This is a genomic window from Neisseria sicca (assembly GCF_017753665.1).
In the GTDB taxonomy this organism is placed as follows: Bacteria; Pseudomonadota; Gammaproteobacteria; order Burkholderiales; family Neisseriaceae; genus Neisseria; species Neisseria flava.
In genome coordinates this window covers 910,280-928,725 of sequence record NZ_CP072524.1, presented here as the reverse complement: position 1 = coordinate 928,725, position 18,446 = coordinate 910,280, and the positions used below count along the sequence as shown (strand labels likewise).

The following is an 18,446-nucleotide window of genomic DNA, read 5'->3' as shown; positions in this document are numbered from 1 at the left end:
CGACAGTTTACGCCGTTTTGGGAGATTACTGAAGCAGTAGATAGAATGTTGATACGAATCAGTCTTCGACTTTGGTAATCACTTTGACCGTTTTTTTAATTTCTTTGAACGTATCCGTTTTGAGGTTTTGTTCGTTCGGCACCATTCCGTTGGTGTTCAGCGGAGCGATGTTTTTCAAAGCGCGTCGATATTCTGCTTCGCTTAATTTTTCTTGGCTGATTCTCCATACTTTACGGCCGGAAGCTTTGACTTCGGAGGCGGTCCACAGACCTACCTTGTGGTAGTAGAACAAAACACTTTGCAGGAGTGCTTTCATGTCCGCACCGGGCTTGCCGCTGCCGATGCTGCGTCCGATACGGTTGTTGCGCTGATCAACAGCTTGGTCGGCAAGAAAACGGCTGTAATAATCGGTTTTGCCCTCTCGAATCTCCATATCGGTCAGATAGGCATTGCCAGCCCTGTTTGCAATTTCGCTGTCAAATTGGGAGGAAATAGCGGCTTGCCATAGGGCTTGACGGACGGCATTGACCTGCGTCCCGCGTCCTTCGCCGTTGGCACGGTCGTCTAAACCGGTCCGGGTGGCAAAGCGTGCGGCGTTGCTGGTCAGGTTGGTCGAGTTTTTGTCTTCAACGCCGATCACTTGCGCCGCAACAGGGTGGTTGATGGCAAATTGCGCGATTTTGCTGCGACGGCTTTGGTCTACCTGATAAGTATGGCAGCCGGAAAGCAATGCGGAAGCGAGTAGGATGTAAGAAATATGTGTTTTGAGTTTAATGTTTGCCATAATGAGATATTATTGTTTAGTGACAGATTACGTTATTTAACACAAAAATGTAGTCAATAGCAAAATATTTTTCAAGCGGAGGGATTTGGGCTTGAATGGTTGCTTAATAGGAAAGTCGAGGTCGTCTGAAAATAGGTGTTATAGTGGATTAAAATTGCAACGATACGGCGTTACCAACGCCCTTATGTACTATCTGTACACGACGGGCGTTGCCGCCTTGTCTCATTTTTATTTTAATCCACTATACATTTTGCCGGGATTTTGACTGTGGAAAATATTAATGAGTTGTTTGGATTCTTGTAATGGCAAACCGAAATGTGTGAGGATTGCTTGAATATCTTTGACTTCATCGCCGCTCAGATTGCGTGAGAGCCATTCGAAAGTTTCAGGCTGTTTCAGAAGCCGTGCGAGGTATGCCTGCTTGAGTTTATGGTTGCGCCACCGAACGAACAGCATGGTGAAAACAAATAAGATAATCAGAAAAATATTGGTAAGGGCGATAAAAGTCATGTGGGAGCGTGCATGATTAGGTGGGAGTAAGTGCATATTATGAATGATTTTTCTCTTTCTTACTCAAAAAACTCATGTTAGGCGGAGTAAAGCCCATGCGGAAGCGTGGTACAATATTGTCAACAATTTAAGGCGTTTTCCTCGCGGAGAACGCTGTTTTTCATTCGATATCAAGAGGCTTTTATGAAATTTTTAGACCGTGAGGCGACGATTGCCAAGCCGGGTTTTAACCGTTGGCTGGTGCCGCCTGCCGCTTTGGCGGTGCATCTTGCCATCGGGCAGATTTATGCGTATTCCGTGTTTAACGCGCCGCTGACCAAGCTTATCGGCATTACCGAATCCGCAGCCGGGGATTGGAAGCTGACGACTGTGGGCTGGATTTTCAGTATCGCGCTGGCTATGCTGGGCGCGTCTGCCGCGTTGTTCGGCACTTGGATGGAGCGTGTCGGACCGCGCAAGGCGATGTTTGTTGCGGCGTGCTGTTTCAGCTTGGGTTTTTTTGTGTCGGCACTCGGCGTCAGTACGCATAATCTGTTTCTTCTGTATTTGGGCAACGGCGTGATCGGCGGCATCGGCTTGGGGCTGGGCTATATCGGCCCGGTGTCCACTTTAATGAAGTGGTTTCCCGACAAACCGGGCATGGCGACGGGTTTGGCGATTATGGGATTTGGCGGCGGTGCGATGCTTGCTTCGCCTTTGTCCGTATCGTTGATGAATGCGTTTTCAGACGACGTTTCGGTCGGTGTCGCGCCGACTTTTGTTGTGTTGGGACTGTTTTACCTCGTGTTGATGATGTTCGGCGCATTCACCATCCGCGTGCCGACGGAGGGTTGGAAGCCTGAAGGCTATGTCGCGCCTAAAACTAAAAACAAACTGGTCAGCACCAATCATGTTAATGTTTCCCAAGCGATGAAAACGCCGCAATTTTGGCTGTTGTTTTGGGTGTTGTGCCTGAATGTAACTGCCGGTATCGGCGTTTTGGGGCAGGCTTCGGTCATGATTCAGGAGCTGTTTTCAGAAGCGTCGGTCGGTAAACAAGCGGCAATCAGCGCGGGGGCGGCGGCAGGTTTCGTCAGCCTTTTGAGTTTGTTCAATATGGGCGGACGGTTTTTGTGGTCCAGCGTTTCCGACAGAATCGGACGTAAAAATACCTACACCATCTTTTTTGTACTCGGCTCGCTGCTGTATTTTGCTGTTCCGTCCATTGGCGAGAGCGGAAACAAGGCTTTGTTTATTATTGGATTTTGCGTCATCATTTCCATGTATGGCGGCGGTTTTGCCGCGATTCCGGCTTATTTGAAAGACTTGTTCGGCACTTATCAGGTCGGCGCGATTCACGGGCGTATTTTACTGGCTTGGTCAACCGCTGCCGTGATCGGTCCGGTCTTGGTGAACTACATCCGCCAAAGCCAAATCGACAGCGGTGTTCCTGCCGCGCAGGCATACAGTGTAACCATGTATATCATGGCAGGATTGTTGATTGTCGGTTTGCTGTGTAACCTTGCCGTCAAGTCCGTCCATGAAAAACACCACGAAACCGACATCAAAACAGCGGCGCACAGTGGTAACCCCGATGACGAAACTGCTGTTTCCGATGCCTACTTGTTGCAGGAAAAAGTCGCGGCAGGCGGTTTTTCGGTTTGGTGGCGTTGGACTTTGGTCGGCGTCCCGCTGGTTTACGGCGTGGTGATGGTGTTCGTTAAGGCATTGGGGTTGTTCCGTTAAAAGCGGATTGATGAGAAAAAGGTTGTCTGAAGAGTTTTCAGACGACCTTTTTGATATTGGCTGTAATTGTAGGCTGTGTTGATATAACAGGTTCATATAAGGACTTTCCATCTAGTCATTTTTGCGGGGAGGGAGTTTGGAAATTCGAAATTAGGGCGATTTTTGAATATTTCTAAAAATCAGAGTCCTCTTGCCTAGAGAGAATAACGAAAGAGTCATTCTTATTTTGTATATTTACTATAAATTAAACCTGCTAAGAAAAAAGGTCGTCTGAATTTTTAGACGACCTTTCGGTTTATGGATGGGATGGTTCGGAAACCATATCCGTATCATCAAAATCCGGTTCAGGATCATTTTTCAGGACTTTGCCGTTAAGCTTCAATTCGTTGTTTTGCAAAGTTATCTTGGTTTTGACTGTACCGTTTTCCAGCGCCAGATATTTTTCGTCCGCCATGCTGCGGATGGTGCTGTCCACCATTAGGCGCAGGGTTTCGGTAACGTCTTCGATACCTGCCTGCCCATTTGCCTCGTCGTCGGGATTGACGCTGAAAATACTGCGTGCCTGACTGATTGCCAGTTGTTCGAGCAGTTTTTGGGGAACCGCCATGTCAAATCCGGCTTCGGTTTTTTTCAGCATATCACTGAGGCTGTTCAAATCTTTTGTTGCCAGACCTTTAAACAGCAGTTTGCCACTGACATCGACATCGCCTTGAGGCATAGTGAATTTGAAGGTCTTAACATTCAAGATAGGATTATTGGTAAACAGGCTTGAAGCCTCGTTCTTGGCGGTCTGTATCAAGGAGTTTTGGATTTCTTCTTCGCTCATTTTTTTATCTGCGATTTCGGCAAATTTATTTTTCAGCGCAAGAAGGCCGGAGGCATCCAAGTGTTCGGCGGCAATATTGATGTCCAATGGGCCGTATTTTTCATCGCCGTAAGTCAGGTCTTGAAATTGGAAGCGGCCTTCGCTGTTGATGAATTTGTCCGCTTCGTGAGTATCGGTTTCAAATTTCAGTTTGCTGACTTCGATTTTTGACGGAGGGATGCTGCCTGTCGGATTGATAAACGCACCGATTTGCAGATTGGTAACCAAGTTCACCAATTCATTCAGTTTGATGTTGTAATCGATGTTGTCTTTCCACTGGAGCAGGAATTTATCCAGCGTAGTGCTGCTTTTGCCTAAAGACAGTTTGTTGAGGCCGCTTGTGGTTTCAGATTGGAAATGTAGGTTTTCCAGAGAAATGTCGCCCTTGTCCGCCAGTTTGACTTGAAGGGAGGGAGCCAGATAGTCATGGCTATAACTTTGGAAATCTTTTTTATAGTCGGTATGCCCGCTCAGACCTTTCCAGTTCAGCTTGATGCCGGAAAGCTCTTCGTAATCGAAAGCGGGGATACTCAAATCCAGTTTGCCGCTGCCGCTGAAATAGATGGTGTTGCTCATCGTTACCGGAGTTTGTTTACCGAAAAAGCGTGATAATGCTTTTTCAGTTTCAGGGTGATATTTGAACTCGGTTTCGATGTGCGCCTGAGTGCCTATGTCGCCGGCAAACGGTCCGTGGCTGATGTGGTTGATAACCGTAATCGGCTCTTGCAGGATGGTTTTCAGGTTGTCGGGCAGGTATTTTTGCGTATTTTGAAGAAGAGTAGGTTTCAGGCGGATAACGGTGGTTTCCGTTGCGCTGAACCAACCGCGTTCGTATTGATGCGATTCTACGGTTAGAAAACCGGATTCTTGTAAGAGTTTTTGTTGTGCGGTAAGGCTTTCCTCTGCTTTGATGCCGAGGTAGTAGGGGGTGCCAAGTACGGCTGCTACGGCTACGGCAGCAACCGGGATAAGATACTTTTTCATTGCTTCAGACACACAGATTGAAAGCATTAAGCATAGCATTTTTTGCTTTGCTTGTCTTTTTAGTGTGGCGGCTTCCTATGAAGAATATGGGTCGTCTGAAAATTTTCGGGCTGTTTTTTGATTGTTAGGTAGGTGTTGGCGGGTAATGTTTGGATATGTCTGTATTGAATTTTGACTGATGTTCAGGTGCAGTTTTTACTGTTTCCGTCAGTTGCTTTGCCGAATGGGTGTTGCGGGTAAAGGCGTGGAATATCTTTCAGACGACCTTTTCGGTTTTGGGAAATGTTCAGTCGGTTAGGTTGCGTCCGTCGGAAATGTGCAGGCGGCTGAATATGGTGCTGGAGATGAGTGTAATCAAGCCGATGGAAAGGAGGGTAAGGCGAAATGAAAGGTGGAGGTTGCCTGCGGTGAAGCTGCTTTGCGACCAGTTTTGCAGGATAAGCGCGCCGAGCGCAATGCCGAGGCTGATGGCGAGTTGTTGGTTGACTGCCATCAGGCTGTTGCCGCTGCCGGTTTGGTGCGCGCGCAGGTCGGCGATGGTCAGGGTGTTCATGGCGGAGAACTGGATGGAGTTGCAAGTACCAATCAGGAGCAGCAATGCAATCCAGACGATTAAAGACGTGTCCGCATCGGGTAGGGCTAGCAGCATAATCAATATCGCGAGGAAGCGCGTGTTCCAAATCAACACGTTGCGGTAGCCGAAGCGCGACATCAGGGGCTTGATGAGCGGTTTGACGGCAAGCGAGGCGAAAGCGACGGGGGCGACCAGCCAGCCGGATACGCTGGCGGCGAATCCGAATGCGACTTGAAACAATAGCGGTAGCAAAAAGGGGATGGAACTGATGCCGAGCCGGCTGAACAGGTTGCCTGTCAAACCCAGTCGGAAAGTGCGGACTTGGAACAAATCCGCCGCGTAAATCGGATTGGCGGCGGTTTTCATGTGGCGGTAGTAGAGCAGGGCGAATGCCGTACCGCCGATGGCGAGCAAGAGCGAAAACCAAACTGCGCCAGAATGGGACACCATTTCCACTGCCAACATCAAGAGACACGCCGCCGAAGCGAAAGTCAGGTAGCCGCTCAAGTCCAGAACCGTATTTTTGCCTTTGACATCGGGCATAATCCGCCAGCCCAGCAAGACGCCGAGCAGCCCTATCGGCAGATTCAGCAGGAAAATCCAATGCCAAGATGCGTATTCCACCAAATAGCCGCCGACCAAAGGACCGAATATCGGGCCGATCAGCGCGGGCATCACGGCATAATTGATGGCGTTTAAGAGTTGGGATTTGTCGTACACGCGCAAAATCGTCAGGCGCGGCACGGGTACCAACATCGACCCGCCTATGCCCTGAATCACCCGCGCCATCACCAGCATGGGCAGATTGGCTGCCGCCGCACACAATGCCGATCCGAGCATAAAAATGCCGATTGAACCGAAAAATACGTTTTTAGTGCCGAACCTGTCCACCAAATAGCCGCTTAAAGGAATCAGCAGGGCGACGGTCAGCGTATAGGAAATCGCCGCCAGCTGCATATTGAGCGGCGATACTTGGAAATCTTTGGCGATTTCGGGCAGGGCTGTGTTCAGAATCGTCGCGTCCAGCATCTGCATAAAAATCGCAATCGCCAAAAGCAGGGGCAGCCAGCGGGACGGGCGGACGGGCGGCGTTTCCAAAACGTTTGATTCGGTTGTGTTCATAGGGATAAATTGTAACTGATTTGAAAGGAGGTCGTCTGAAAGAGGATAAGGGTAGCAAAAGGCAGCTATTGGCAAATAATATTGTAAATCTGATTCAGTTTTAGAATATTATTTGAGCAATGTACTTTTAAGCGACGAGTTTCAGACGACGGCGGATTCGCATTTGAAGTGCAACTTTCCCTAACAGAAAAAGGCCAGTATGCGGTAGCATACGGCCTTTCCTGCAAGAAAGATTGCCATGAGCTACACACAACTGACCCAAGACGAACGATACCATATCCAATACCTGTCCCGCCACTGCACCATCGCCGAAATCGCCAAACAGCTTAACCGACACAAAAGCACCATCAGCCGCGAAATCAGACGGCACCGCACCCAAGGGCAGCAATACAGCGCCGAAAAAGCCCAGCGGCAAAGCCGGACTACCAAACAGCGCCAGCGAAAGCCCTATAAGCTCGATTCGCAACTGATTCAGCACATCGACACCCTTATCCGCCGCAAACTCAGTCCTGAACAAGTATGCGCCTACCTGAGCAAACACCACCAAATCACGCTCCACCACAGCACCATTTACCGCTACCTTCGCCAAGACAAAAGCAACGGCGGCACGTTGTGGCAACACCTCAGAATATGCAGCAAACCCTACCGCAAACGCTACGGCAGCACATGGACCAGAGGCAAAGTGCCCAACCGCGTCGGCATAGAAAACCGACCCGCTATCGTCGACCAGAAAACCCGCATCGGCGATTGGGAAGCCGACACCATCATCGGCAAAGGACAGAAAAGCGCATTACTGACCTTGGTCGAACGCGTTACCCGCTACACCATCGTCTGCAAATTGGATAGCCTCAAAGCCGAAGACACTGCTCTGGCAGCCGTTAGGGCATTAAAGGCACATAAAGCCAGAGTGCACACCATCACCATGGACAACGGCAAAGAGTTCTACCAACACACCAAAATAGCCAAAGCATTGAAGGCGGAGACTTATTTTTGCCGCCCCTACCATTCTTGGGAAAAAGGGCTGAATGAGAACACCAACGGACTCATCCGACAATATTTCCCCAAGCAAACCGATTTCCGAAACATCAGCGATCGGGAGATACGCAGGGTTCAAGATGAGTTGAACCACCGGCCAAGAAAAACACTTGGCTACGAAACGCCAAGTGTTTTATTCTTGAATCTGTTCAAACCACTGATACACTAGTGTTGCACTTGAAATCCGAATCCAAGGACCTTTGAAGTTGAGTGATGGAATGACAGTCGTTATGACAGCAGTGAGTTCATAAGCAATTTATTTCGGGTATTGTTTAATTATGAATATATTAGATATTAATTATAATGATAATAATTAGCATATATGAAGACGATTCAATATATGCGGGTATTAGGTCTTAGCAGTCATCCGATTCCAATATTATTTTTTAAAATTATACTTGACCGCCTACATGCAATTACTTAAAGTAGCCATCTATTTATACAAAGAAAAACGGGTACTCCCGTTAACGAAAAAATGAGCGCAATCACTCCACCCAAAATCACTACATTCGACAGCAAGCCGACCGATGTTTATTTCTTCGGCACCTGCGTCCTCGATCTTTTCATGCCCGAAGCAGGCATGGATGCCATTACTTTAATCGAGCAGCAAGGCATACGGGTTCATTACCCGATGGCGCAAAGCTGCTGCGGCCAACCCGCCTACTCTTCCGGTCATCCGACCGAGGCGTTTGATGTCGCCAAAGCGCAACTCGACCTCTTCCCCGAAAACTGGCCGATCGTCGTACCGTCCGGCTCATGCGGCGGCATGATGAAACATCACTGGCCTACCCTGTTTAAAAATACAGAATACGAATCCAAAGCGGTGGATTGTGCCAACCGCATCATTGAGTTTACTCATTTCTTGCTTGCCATCGGCTACAAGCCTGAAGACAAAGGCGAGCCGGTCAAAGTCGCCGTCCACACTTCCTGCGCCGCCCGCCGAGAAATGAATGTCCATATTTCAGGATGGCAGTTGATTGATGGCATGGAAAACGTTGAACGTATCGTTCACGATCACGAAAGCGAATGCTGCGGCTTCGGCGGTACATTCTCCGTCAAACAAGCGGATATTTCCGGCGCGATGGTAACCGACAAAGTCGCCGCGCTGAAAGAAACCGGCGCAACCGAAATCATCAGCGCGGACTGCGGCTGCATGATGAACATCGGCGGCAAAATCGCTAAGGACGAGCCGAACATGCCGCGTCCGAAACACATCGCATCCTTCTTGTTGGAACGCACCGGAGGCAAAGCATGAGCGCGCGCGAAAATATTTTGGCAAAACTGAAAAAAGCCGACGCATTGCCGATGGAAGAGCCTGCGGTTTTTGATTATTACCGTGAAATGGGTGTTTCTTGGGACAGCGAAGTTGAGCGCCTGAAACATTGGGCTGCCGCTATGCGCGCTGTCAAAACCGAAATTTATTGGGTGACCAAAACCAGCTGGCCGCAAGTATTCCGTCAAGCAGCCGAAGGCAAAGGTTTGAAAAACATCCTGCTGCCGTTGGCGACCGAACACGGACAAATCGCCCGTGCCGCGCTGGTGGACAGCAATATCGAACCGATTGCTTTCGAGCGCGAAATCGATACTTGGAAAACTGAGTTTTTCGCGAACATCGATGCAGGCTTTAGCGGCTCGCAATGTGGCATCGCCCGCACCGGTACACTGATGCTGTTTTCCAGCCCCGAAGAACCGCGTACTTTAAGCCTTGTTCCGCCCGTGCATTTCTGCCTGTTTGATACGGCGAAAATGTATAACGAATTCCATAATGCCGTCGAAGGCGAAAAACTGGTGGAAAACGGTATGCCGACCAATGTTTTCCTGATTTCCGGCCCGTCCAAAACCGCAGACATCCAGCTAACGCTTGCTTACGGCGCGCACGGTCCGCGTGATTTGGTCATTCTCGCCATCCTGCCTGACCACATTTCCCCTGCCGATTTGGAGGAAAACGCATGACTACGCAAACCATCAAGTTCCACATGAAGCCGGAAACTTTCAAACAAAACGCCGCAATTTCCCTTCAAGACAAGCCTTTGCGTAAGAGTCTGCGTACCGCGATGGATATGCTGATGACCAAGCGCAAAGCCGTTTTGTCCGACGAAGAAGAGTTGCAAAACCTGCGTGATTTGTGCGAACACGTCCGTCAGCGTTCATTGTCTAAATTGCCCGCCCTGCTGGAGCAATTGGAAGAAAACCTGACTAAGTTGGGCGTTAAAGTACACTGGGCGGAAACTCCATCCGAAGCCTGCCAAATCATCCACGACATCATTGCTGTCAAAAACGGTAAGCTGATGGTCAAAGGCAAATCGATGGTTAGCGAAGAAATCGAGCTGAACCATTATCTTGAAGCAAAAGGCATTAAAGCGGTGGAAAGCGACTTGGGTGAGTTTATCGTCCAAATGGCAGGCGAAAAACCGACCCATATCGTGATGCCTGCTATCCACAAAACCAAAGAACAGGTTAGCGAACTTTTCCACCAAAATCTTGGCACGCCGTTAACAGACGACGTAGACCAACTGACCGGCTTCGCCCGTAAAGCACTGCGCGATATTTACAGCACTGCCGATGTTGGTTTGAGCGGCGTAAACTTTGCTGTTGCTGAAACAGGTACACTATGTCTGGTTGAAAACGAAGGCAACGGTCGCTTGAGTACCACCGTTCCGCCCGTGCATATCGCCATTACCGGTATTGAAAAAGTTGTAGCCAAGCTGTCGGACGTTCCTCCTTTGTACAGCCTGCTGCCACGTTCTGCCATCGGTCAGAACATTACCACCTATTTCAACATGATTACCGGCCCACGCCGTAGTGAAGAATTAGACGGCCCGCAGGAAATGCACTTGGTTCTGCTCGACAACGGCCGCAGTCAAGCCTATGCCGAAGATCAAATGCGCCGCACCTTGCAATGTATCCGTTGTGGCGCGTGTATGAACCATTGTCCGGTTTATACCCGTATCGGTGGCGCGGCATATGGCACAACCTATCCCGGCCCTATCGGCGAGATTATTTCTCCGCACTTGTTGGGTCTGGATGCCACCCGCGACCTTCCGACCGCCTGTACCATGTGCGGCGCGTGTGTGGAAGTTTGTCCGGTGCGTATCCCGATTACCGAGCAGATGCAGCGTCTGCGTGTCGAGGCACAACGTTCGCCGACCGAGGTCGTACCGCATCCTATCCGCGGACAAGGCGCATCGCATACATTCGGCGAACAAATGGCATGGCGTACATTCAACGGCATTTTCAGCGGCAGCAAAACTTACCGCGCCTTCGGTTGGGCGGCTACCAAATTCCGTGCATTGACACCAAGCAAGCAACTGGGCTGGACGGATAACCGCGTTCCGATGAAACCTGCCAAAAAAACGCTGCATGAAATGATGGCGGAAAAAATGCGCCAAAAAGAAAAAGCGTAAAGCTGAAAATCATAAGGGCAATGACCCATATTTGAACATGATATGTGTCTAAGTTTTTTCTTGTGAAAAGTTAGAAAGGTCGTCTGAGAAGCATTTCAGACGACCTTCTGTTTATTATTGAAGCAAACACAGGACAAGCAAATACTGCTTAGTTTTACTACAAAATAGCAGTTCTTTGCCAAACATAATTGGTATAAAATACCAAACTATTTTTATAGGTCGCAGGCAATCATTTCAGCGCATTTCAGAATGCGAAGCCTGCCTGTTAGATACGGCCTCATCATATAAATAAAGGAATGCAAAATGCCAGACTACCGCTCCAAAACCTCTACTCACGGCCGCAATATGGCGGGTGCACGCGCATTGTGGCGCGCCACCGGTGTGATGGAAACCGACTTCGGCAAGCCCATCATTGCCGTTGCCAACTCGTTCACCCAATTCGTCCCTGGCCATGTCCACCTGCACAACATGGGCCAATTGGTTGCCCGCGAAATCGAAAAAGCGGGCGCAATCGCCAAAGAATTCAACACCATCGCCATCGACGACGGTATCGCCATGGGACACAGCGGCATGTTGTATTCCCTGCCCAGCCGCGATTTGATTGCCGACTCCATCGAATACATGGTCAACGCCCACTGCGCCGACGCGCTGGTGTGCATTTCCAACTGCGACAAAATCACTCCGGGAATGCTGATTGCCGCCATGCGCCTGAACATCCCAACCATCTTCGTTTCCGGTGGCCCGATGGAAGCGGGCAAGGTCATCGGCGTGGCAAACATCCAGCCCGAACGCCGCTTGGACTTGATTGACGCCATGATTGAATCGGCGGACGACAATGTCAGCAACCAGCAAGTCGAAGAAGTCGAACAAAACGCCTGCCCGACCTGCGGCTCCTGCTCCGGCATGTTCACCGCCAACTCCATGAACTGCCTGACCGAAGCGCTCGGTCTGTCCCTGCCCGGCAACGGTTCCTACCTCGCCACCCATGCCGGCCGCAAAGAATTGTTCCTCGAAGCCGGCCGCATGATTGTCGAAATCACCAAACGCTATTACGAGCAAGACGACGAAACCGTACTACCGCGCAGCATCGCCACAAAAAAAGCGTTTGAAAACGCCATGACCATGGACATCGCCATGGGCGGCTCCACCAACACCATCCTGCATTTGCTTGCCGTCGCCAACGAAGCGGGTGTGGATTTCAAAATGGCCGACATCGACCGCCTGAGCCGCGTCGTGCCCTGTATCTGCAAAACCGCGCCCAATAACCACGACTACTACATGGAAGATGTGCACCGCGCCGGCGGTATCTTCGCCATCCTGAAAGAATTGGACAAAGCGGGCAAACTGCACACCGACGTGTACACCATCCACGCGTCGACGCTGAAAGACGCGATTGAAAAATGGGACGTCACCAATCGCGAAAACACCCACGCCATCGAACGCTTCAAAGCCGCACCCGGCGGCGTGCGCACCACCCAAGCGTTCTCGCAAAACCGCATGTGGAAAACCCTCGACCTCGACCGCGAAAAAGGCTGTATCCGCAACGTCGAACACGCCTACTCGCAAGACGGCGGTTTGGCAGTACTTTTCGGCAACATCGCCGAGCGTGGCTGCGTGGTGAAAACCGCAGGCGTGGACGAGAGCATCCTCAAATTCACCGGCCGCGCCCGCGTGTTTGAAAGCCAAGAAGCCGCCGTCGAAGGCATTTTGGGCAACCAAATCGTCGCCGGCGACATCGTCATTATCCGCTACGAAGGTCCGAAAGGCGGCCCGGGTATGCAGGAAATGCTGTATCCGACTTCCTATCTGAAATCCAAAGGCTTGGGCAAAGCCTGCGCCTTGCTGACGGACGGACGCTTCTCAGGCGGCACATCAGGCTTGTCCATCGGCCACGCTTCGCCTGAAGCGGCGGAAGGCGGCGCCATCGGTTTGGTGCACGAAGGCGACACCATCGAAATCGACATCCCCAACCGCAGCATCAACCTGAAAGTGTCCGACGAAGAACTCGCAAAACGCCGCGCCGAAATGGAAGCGCGCGGCAGCAAAGCGTGGAAGCCGGAAAACCGCGACCGCTACGTTTCCGCCGCCTTGCGTGCCTACGGCGCCATGGCGACTTCCGCCGACAAAGGCGCGGTGCGCGACGTATCGCAAATCGAGCGCTGATTCGGTATATTACAGGCAGGAGGTCGTCTGAAAACCTCCTGCCTTTTTTCCGATTTGAATCAATCCTTATCGCGAAACAGTATCCATGACTTACCTTTCAACGATTTATTTTACTGCTTGTATCGGTCGAAAAAGTTTCAAGCGGTATCTGACGGAAAATTAGGCAAAAGGCTGCGCAAATTTGACACCCATCTGTCAGGTCGTTTGAAAACTATTTTTCAGACGACCTGACATTGAAAAAAAGGACAAAACATGAATATCCGTATCGGACAGGGTTACGATGTCCACCAACTCGTCGAAGGCCGCGATTTGATTCTCGGCGGCGTAAACATTCCGTTTGAAAAAGGCCTGCTCGGACATTCCGATGCCGACGCGCTGTTGCACGCGATTACCGACGCATTGCTCGGCGCGGCGGGTTTGGGCGACATCGGCAGCCATTTCCCTGATACCGCCGCCGAGTTTAAAGATGCCGACAGCCGCGTATTGTTGCGTGAAGCGTATAAGAGCGTGCAGGCTTTAGGCTGGCGCGTTGTGAACGTGGACACGACCATCATCGCGCAAAAGCCCAAGCTCGCGCCGCACATTCCCGCCATGCGTGCCAACATTGCCACCGATTTGGGCATTCAGACGACCTATGTGAACATTAAAGGCAAAACCAACGAAAAGCTCGGTTATCTGGGTCGCATGGAAGCCATCGAGGCGCAGGCGGCGGTGTTACTGGAAAAAGCGTAAGCAGGCAAGCACAAACGGCATGAAAATGTTAAGATAATCCTATTGACCCACATCCCATTAAGGAGAACTCATGGCTACTCAAGATGAATTGAAACGCATTGCCGCCGAGAAAGCGGTGGAATTCGTACCTGAAAACGAATACATCGGCATCGGCTCCGGCTCGACTGTGAATATGTTTATCGAAGCGTTGGGCAAAAGCGGCAAAAAAATCAAAGGCGCGGTTTCGACTTCTAAAAAGTCCAGCGAATTGATGGCGCAATACGACATCCCCGAAGTATCGCTGAATGATGTGATGGGGCTGGCCGTCTATGTTGACGGCGCGGACGAAGTGAACCATATGCTGCAAATGATTAAAGGCGGTGGCGGTGCGCATCTGAACGAGAAAGTCGTCGCCAGTGCGTCTGACAAATTCATCTGTATCGCCGACGAAAGCAAATATGTATCGCGTTTGGGCAAATTTCCGCTGCCCGTAGAAGTATTGCCTGGTGCGCGTTCGCTGGTGTCGCGCAAACTTTTGGCAATGGGCGGACAACCTGAATTGCGCTTGGATTACACTACTTTCCACGGCAATCAAATCGTCGATGTCTATGACTTGAATATCGACCGTCCGCTGACTATGGAAGATGAAATCAACCGCATCACCGGCGTTCTCGAAAACGGCATCTTCGCGCGCAACGCCGCGGATTTGTTGATCCTGGGCACAGAGCAGGGCGTCAAAGTCATCAAACCCGGACAAAATTAAAGGTAATAAACAGCAAAGGTCGTCTGAAAACCAATTTCGGTTTTCAGACGACCTTATCATTCTCAAATTATGAAGATCACTACCATGCTCAAATGGCTGCCCGTTTTCCTGTCCGTATTGGGCGCATTGGGTTACGGCTCACGCGATACCGAACTTATTCGATCAAGCGTTCAGATTGTTTCCGATATTACAGACAGCCGTCATTTCGGCTTAGAGTCCGTCGGTGCGCTACTGACCGATACAATCAGGCCAAAGTCGTCTGAAAACGAACAGAGCAAGACCGGCATACACAAAAAAGCCCCTTATACTTATCACGGAAAAATCGCCAAAATCCACGACGGTGATACCCTTCACGTCATCGACGAAGACGGTGCAAAACACAAAATCCGCATGGCGTATATCGACGCGCCCGAGATTAATCAGGCATACGGTACGCGTTCGCGTGACAACCTGATTGACAAAGCCGACGGCAAAAAAGTGAAAGTACGCGTATTCGAAAAAGACCGCTACAAACGCGAAGTTGCGCAGGTATCCGTTGGAACAACCGATTTGAACCTTATGCAGCTGCGCGACGGAGCGGCATGGCATTACGACAGCTATGCCAAAAAACAGCAAAGCAAAACCGCCTATGCCGATTACGCCGCCGGCCAAAAGCAGGCAAAACAAAAACGTAAAGGTTTGTGGAGCGGTAAAAATCCGCAAGCTCCGTGGGATTTCCGAAGGGGTGAACGCGAGGCACAAGAAGGACGCGGAAACTCCAAATCGGAAGAAAACTGGTTGGGGATTTGGTAGGGTAATGTATAGCAAGAGGTTGTCTGAACAGGTGTAGAAGCGAAATCAAAGATTTCGGTTACACCGTGCAGACGACCTTTCCCGCTTAAACAGATAACAATGGCACTCATCAGTACACACGACAAAACCTTCGAGCTTCAAGAGGGCGAAACCTTATTGGAGGGCTTGGAGCGCACCGGCCACGAGGTCGAATACCAGTGCCGCAGCGGCTATTGCGGTTCCTGCCGCGTCAAAATATTGGACGGCAGGGCGTCGTCCTACGACGATTTCCCGCTCGCCTTTGTCGCGTCCGGCGAAATTCTGCTGTGTTGCTGTCGGGTGAATGAGGGTATTATAGTGGATTAAAATTGCAACGATACGGCGTTACCAACGCCCTTATGTACTATCTGTACACGACGGGCGTTGCCGCCTTGTCTCATTTTTATTTTAATCCACTATAAAATCGATTGCCGCACTCGTATAAGCGAGCCGGATTTATTCGATGTCGGCTTGTTTGATGAGCGGGATTGAGTCGATTGAAACCCAATTATATTATTTTTAGTTCTTTGCTTTAATAATAGGCTCTTCAGATTTAGGTGTAATCATATGAATGTTGCTAAGGGTTTATTGGTTTCAGTTTTATGTTTGAGCTCTGGTTTGCTGGCTGCTCAAAGTCATCATTCCCAATGGAAAAAAGTTTATGAAAGGGATTTGACGGATTTTGAATTGAGTCCGGAGGGAAGCGAGTTGGTATTGCTTGCCCAACCGCAAAGACGTTGCAGGATGGATGTTGATTTTTATGGGGAAATGGGACAGGATAAATACCGGTATGAATTTACTTGAGACCGTTTGACGGCAGGTTCGCATCGGGAATACCGCTATACCGCTGCTTCGTTGTCGGAAGTCACCAAAGATAAAATAAAATTGGTACGGAATGAGAAGCTGAATCCTGCCTCAGCCGCGGTAAAGAAAGAATTTCAGGATATTTATCAATATATTCCTAATAAGGTTTTAAAAAAATATTGTTTTTGATGTGGTATAGAGAATAACAAGAGGTCGTCTGAAAACTTTTCAGACGACCTCTTGCTTTATTTAACCCCATCTTTTAATGCAGATGCTCGTAAATGGTTTCCGCCAATGCCTTGCTGATGCCTTCGACTTGTTCCAAATCTTCTTTGCTGGCGGCAACGACGCCGCGCAGGCCGCCGAAGCGGGTGAGCAGGGCTTGGCGGCGTTTGCTGCCTACGCCGGGGATGTCGCTGAGTGACGAGGTAACGCGGGCTTTGTCGCGTTTTTTGCGGTGGCCGGTGATGGCGAAGCGGTGTGATTCGTCGCGCACGGTTTGCAGGAGGTGCAGGGCGGGGCTGTTGGGCGGCAGGCGGAAGGTTTCGCCGGTAAACGGGAGGATGAGTTCTTCCATGCCGGCTTTGCGTTCGGGGCCTTTGGCGATGCCGACCAAGGGGATGTGCAGCCCGAGTTCTTCCCATACGGATACGGCGACGCCGATTTGTCCTTTGCCGCCGTCAATCAATACGACATCCGGCCATTTGACGCTTTCGCCGTTGGCTTCGGCTTCCTGCATTTTGCCGTAGCGGCGGGTGAGGACTTCGCGCATGGCGGCGTAGTCGTCGCCGGGTTTGGCGGTGGTGATGTTGTAGCGGCGGTATTGCGAGGGTTGGATGTTTTGTTCGTCGTACACGACGCAGGAGGCGATGGTGGCTTCGCCTTGGGTGTGGCTGATGTCGAAGCATTCGAGGCGGTTGAGGTCGTCTGAATTCATGTTCAGGATTTTTGCCAACTCGTCGATGCGGTGTTGCTGGCTGCTTTGTTGCAGGCGGCGTTGGGCTATTGCCATTTGTGCGTTTTGTTCTGCCATTTTCAGCCAGACTTTGCGTTCGCCTATGGTTTTGGTCACGAACTGCATTTGTTTGCCGTGTTCGCCCTCCAAGGCTTCTTTCAATGCGTCGGGGACGGGGAAGTTGCTGATGATGATGTCGGGTTTGCTTTTGCCCAGATAGTGTTGGGCAACGAAGGCTTCGGCGTAGTCTTGCCCGTTTGGTTCGGGATCGTTTTTGGTGTCGGGGAAGAAGCTTTTGTCGCCGACGTGCCGCCCGCCGCGTATGCTGACCCAGTGTACGCAGACGAGGCCGTCTGAAACGGCGAGCGCGAGCAGGTCGATGTCGTTGGGGTTGTTCGGGTTTTTGCTGTCGATGAACTGGTTGCTCTGCATGATGCCGAGTGCTTGGATTTGGTCGCGGTAGCGGGCGGCTTCTTCAAATTGCAGGTTGGCGGCGGCGGTCTGCATTTTGTGTTGCAGGGTGCGGGTCAGTTCGTCGGTTTTGCCGTTGAGGAAGGTGGCGGCTTGGCGCACGCTGTCGCGGTAGTCTTCTTCGCTGATGTGTCCGACGCAGGGCGCGGTGCAGCGTTTGATTTGGTACAGCAGACAAGGGCGGTCTCGGTGTTCGAACACGCTGTCTTCGCAGGTGCGCAGCATGAAGACTTTTTGCAGGACTTGGATGCTGTCGCGCACGGCGTTGCTGTTGGGATAGGGGCCGAAGTATTGGTTCGGCTTTTTCAGCGTACCGCGGTAATACGCCATCTGCGGATATTGATGTCCGCTGAGCATTAGGTAGGGATAGCTTTTGTCGTCGCGGAAGAGGATATTGTATTTGGGCGACAGGGCTTTGATGAAATTGTTTTCGAGAATCAGGGCTTCGGCTTCGGAGCGGGTGATGGTGGTTTCGATGTGGTGAACCTGTTTCACCATCAAGGCGATGCGCGGGGAATGGTCGTTTTTCTGGAAATAACCGGACACGCGACGCTTGAGGTTGACGGCTTTGCCGACGTATAAGACGTTGCCGCCTTCGTCGAAAAAACGGTACACGCCGGGCAGATTGGGCAGGTTTTTAAGGAAAAGGGGGATGTCGAAGTCCGTGGTCATGGGGCGGGAGGCAGTATGGGAGCTGGAAAGTCGGAATTATAGGGGAAACTGTATTCCGGGAATATAACAAAAGGTCGTCTAAAAACGGGTTTTC

16 protein-coding genes are annotated in these 18,446 nt (G+C 50.7%); 11 read left to right on the top strand and 5 right to left on the bottom strand.

The annotated features are described in order from the left end of the window. Positions 1–58: 58 nt before the first annotated feature. Both J7445_RS04325 and J7445_RS04320 read right to left on the bottom strand, forming a co-directional pair. The gene (locus J7445_RS04325) at positions 59–784 is read right to left on the bottom strand and encodes a hypothetical protein (RefSeq protein ID WP_019271235.1); all 726 of its coding nucleotides are present in this window, start codon (positions 782–784) and stop codon (positions 59–61) included. Positions 785–1,012: 228 nt separating this feature from the next. Then, positions 1,013–1,294, bottom strand: coding sequence for a hypothetical protein (locus tag J7445_RS04320; protein WP_019271234.1), 282 nt, complete (start codon positions 1,292–1,294; stop codon positions 1,013–1,015). A gap of 183 nt (positions 1,295–1,477) precedes the next feature. On the opposite strand from J7445_RS04320, the gene J7445_RS04315 reads away from it, so the two are divergent. Beyond that, complete coding sequence (locus J7445_RS04315; protein ID WP_019271233.1) at positions 1,478–3,019, top strand: L-lactate MFS transporter; 1,542 nt, start codon at positions 1,478–1,480, stop codon at positions 3,017–3,019. A gap of 295 nt (positions 3,020–3,314) precedes the next feature. Here the strand turns inward: J7445_RS04315 and J7445_RS04310 are convergent, their stop codons facing one another. After that, entirely contained in the window at positions 3,315–4,868 is a 1,554-nt protein-coding gene (locus tag J7445_RS04310) for a YdgA family protein (RefSeq protein ID WP_070656553.1), read from the bottom strand. Positions 4,869–5,154: 286 nt separating this feature from the next. Next, on the bottom strand, positions 5,155–6,564 hold the full coding sequence (locus J7445_RS04305; protein ID WP_070656555.1) for an MFS transporter: 1,410 nt from the start codon (positions 6,562–6,564) through the stop codon (positions 5,155–5,157). A gap of 238 nt (positions 6,565–6,802) precedes the next feature. On the opposite strand from J7445_RS04305, the gene J7445_RS04300 reads away from it, so the two are divergent. From J7445_RS04300 to J7445_RS12205, 10 genes are all read left to right on the top strand, one after another. After that, positions 6,803–7,768 (top strand): IS30 family transposase, encoded by a 966-nt coding sequence (locus J7445_RS04300; protein WP_209283084.1) that lies wholly within the window; start codon positions 6,803–6,805, stop codon positions 7,766–7,768. Positions 7,769–8,074: 306 nt separating this feature from the next. Further along, a complete protein-coding gene (locus tag J7445_RS04295) occupies positions 8,075–8,854 on the top strand; it encodes a (Fe-S)-binding protein (RefSeq protein ID WP_003743122.1) in 780 nt (259 codons plus the stop codon). Beyond that, positions 8,851–9,552: a LutC/YkgG family protein gene (locus tag J7445_RS04290; RefSeq protein ID WP_019271229.1), complete on the top strand. Its 702-nt coding sequence runs from the start codon at positions 8,851–8,853 to the stop codon at positions 9,550–9,552. Before J7445_RS04295 ends, J7445_RS04290 begins: the two co-directional genes overlap by 4 nt. After that, a complete protein-coding gene (locus tag J7445_RS04285) occupies positions 9,549–11,003 on the top strand; it encodes a LutB/LldF family L-lactate oxidation iron-sulfur protein (RefSeq protein ID WP_070656557.1) in 1,455 nt (484 codons plus the stop codon). The genes J7445_RS04290 and J7445_RS04285 overlap by 4 nt, the downstream gene beginning before the upstream one ends. 303 nt (positions 11,004–11,306) lie before the next feature. Continuing rightward, a complete protein-coding gene (ilvD, locus tag J7445_RS04280; protein WP_209283195.1) occupies positions 11,307–13,166 on the top strand; it encodes a dihydroxy-acid dehydratase in 1,860 nt (619 codons plus the stop codon). Between the two features lie 252 nt (positions 13,167–13,418). Further along, the gene (gene ispF / locus J7445_RS04275; protein ID WP_070656560.1) at positions 13,419–13,898 is read left to right on the top strand and encodes a 2-C-methyl-D-erythritol 2,4-cyclodiphosphate synthase; all 480 of its coding nucleotides are present in this window, start codon (positions 13,419–13,421) and stop codon (positions 13,896–13,898) included. A 70-nt stretch (positions 13,899–13,968) separates the two neighbouring features. Further along, positions 13,969–14,640 (top strand): ribose-5-phosphate isomerase RpiA, encoded by a 672-nt coding sequence (rpiA, locus tag J7445_RS04270; RefSeq protein WP_070656562.1) that lies wholly within the window; start codon positions 13,969–13,971, stop codon positions 14,638–14,640. A 69-nt stretch (positions 14,641–14,709) separates the two neighbouring features. Next, positions 14,710–15,432, top strand: a complete 723-nt coding sequence (locus J7445_RS04265) for a thermonuclease family protein (protein WP_070656565.1) — start codon at positions 14,710–14,712, stop codon at positions 15,430–15,432. A gap of 99 nt (positions 15,433–15,531) precedes the next feature. Beyond that, entirely contained in the window at positions 15,532–15,777 is a 246-nt protein-coding gene (gene yfaE, locus J7445_RS04260) for a class I ribonucleotide reductase maintenance protein YfaE (RefSeq protein ID WP_209283194.1), read from the top strand. A gap of 240 nt (positions 15,778–16,017) precedes the next feature. After that, positions 16,018–16,254, top strand: a complete 237-nt coding sequence (locus J7445_RS12205; RefSeq protein WP_244969521.1) for a hypothetical protein — start codon at positions 16,018–16,020, stop codon at positions 16,252–16,254. A 262-nt stretch (positions 16,255–16,516) separates the two neighbouring features. On the opposite strand, the gene uvrC is transcribed toward J7445_RS12205, so the two are convergent. Beyond that, the gene (uvrC, locus tag J7445_RS04250) at positions 16,517–18,352 is read right to left on the bottom strand and encodes an excinuclease ABC subunit UvrC (RefSeq protein WP_070656567.1); all 1,836 of its coding nucleotides are present in this window, start codon (positions 18,350–18,352) and stop codon (positions 16,517–16,519) included. Between the last annotated feature and the right edge of the window lie 94 nt (positions 18,353–18,446).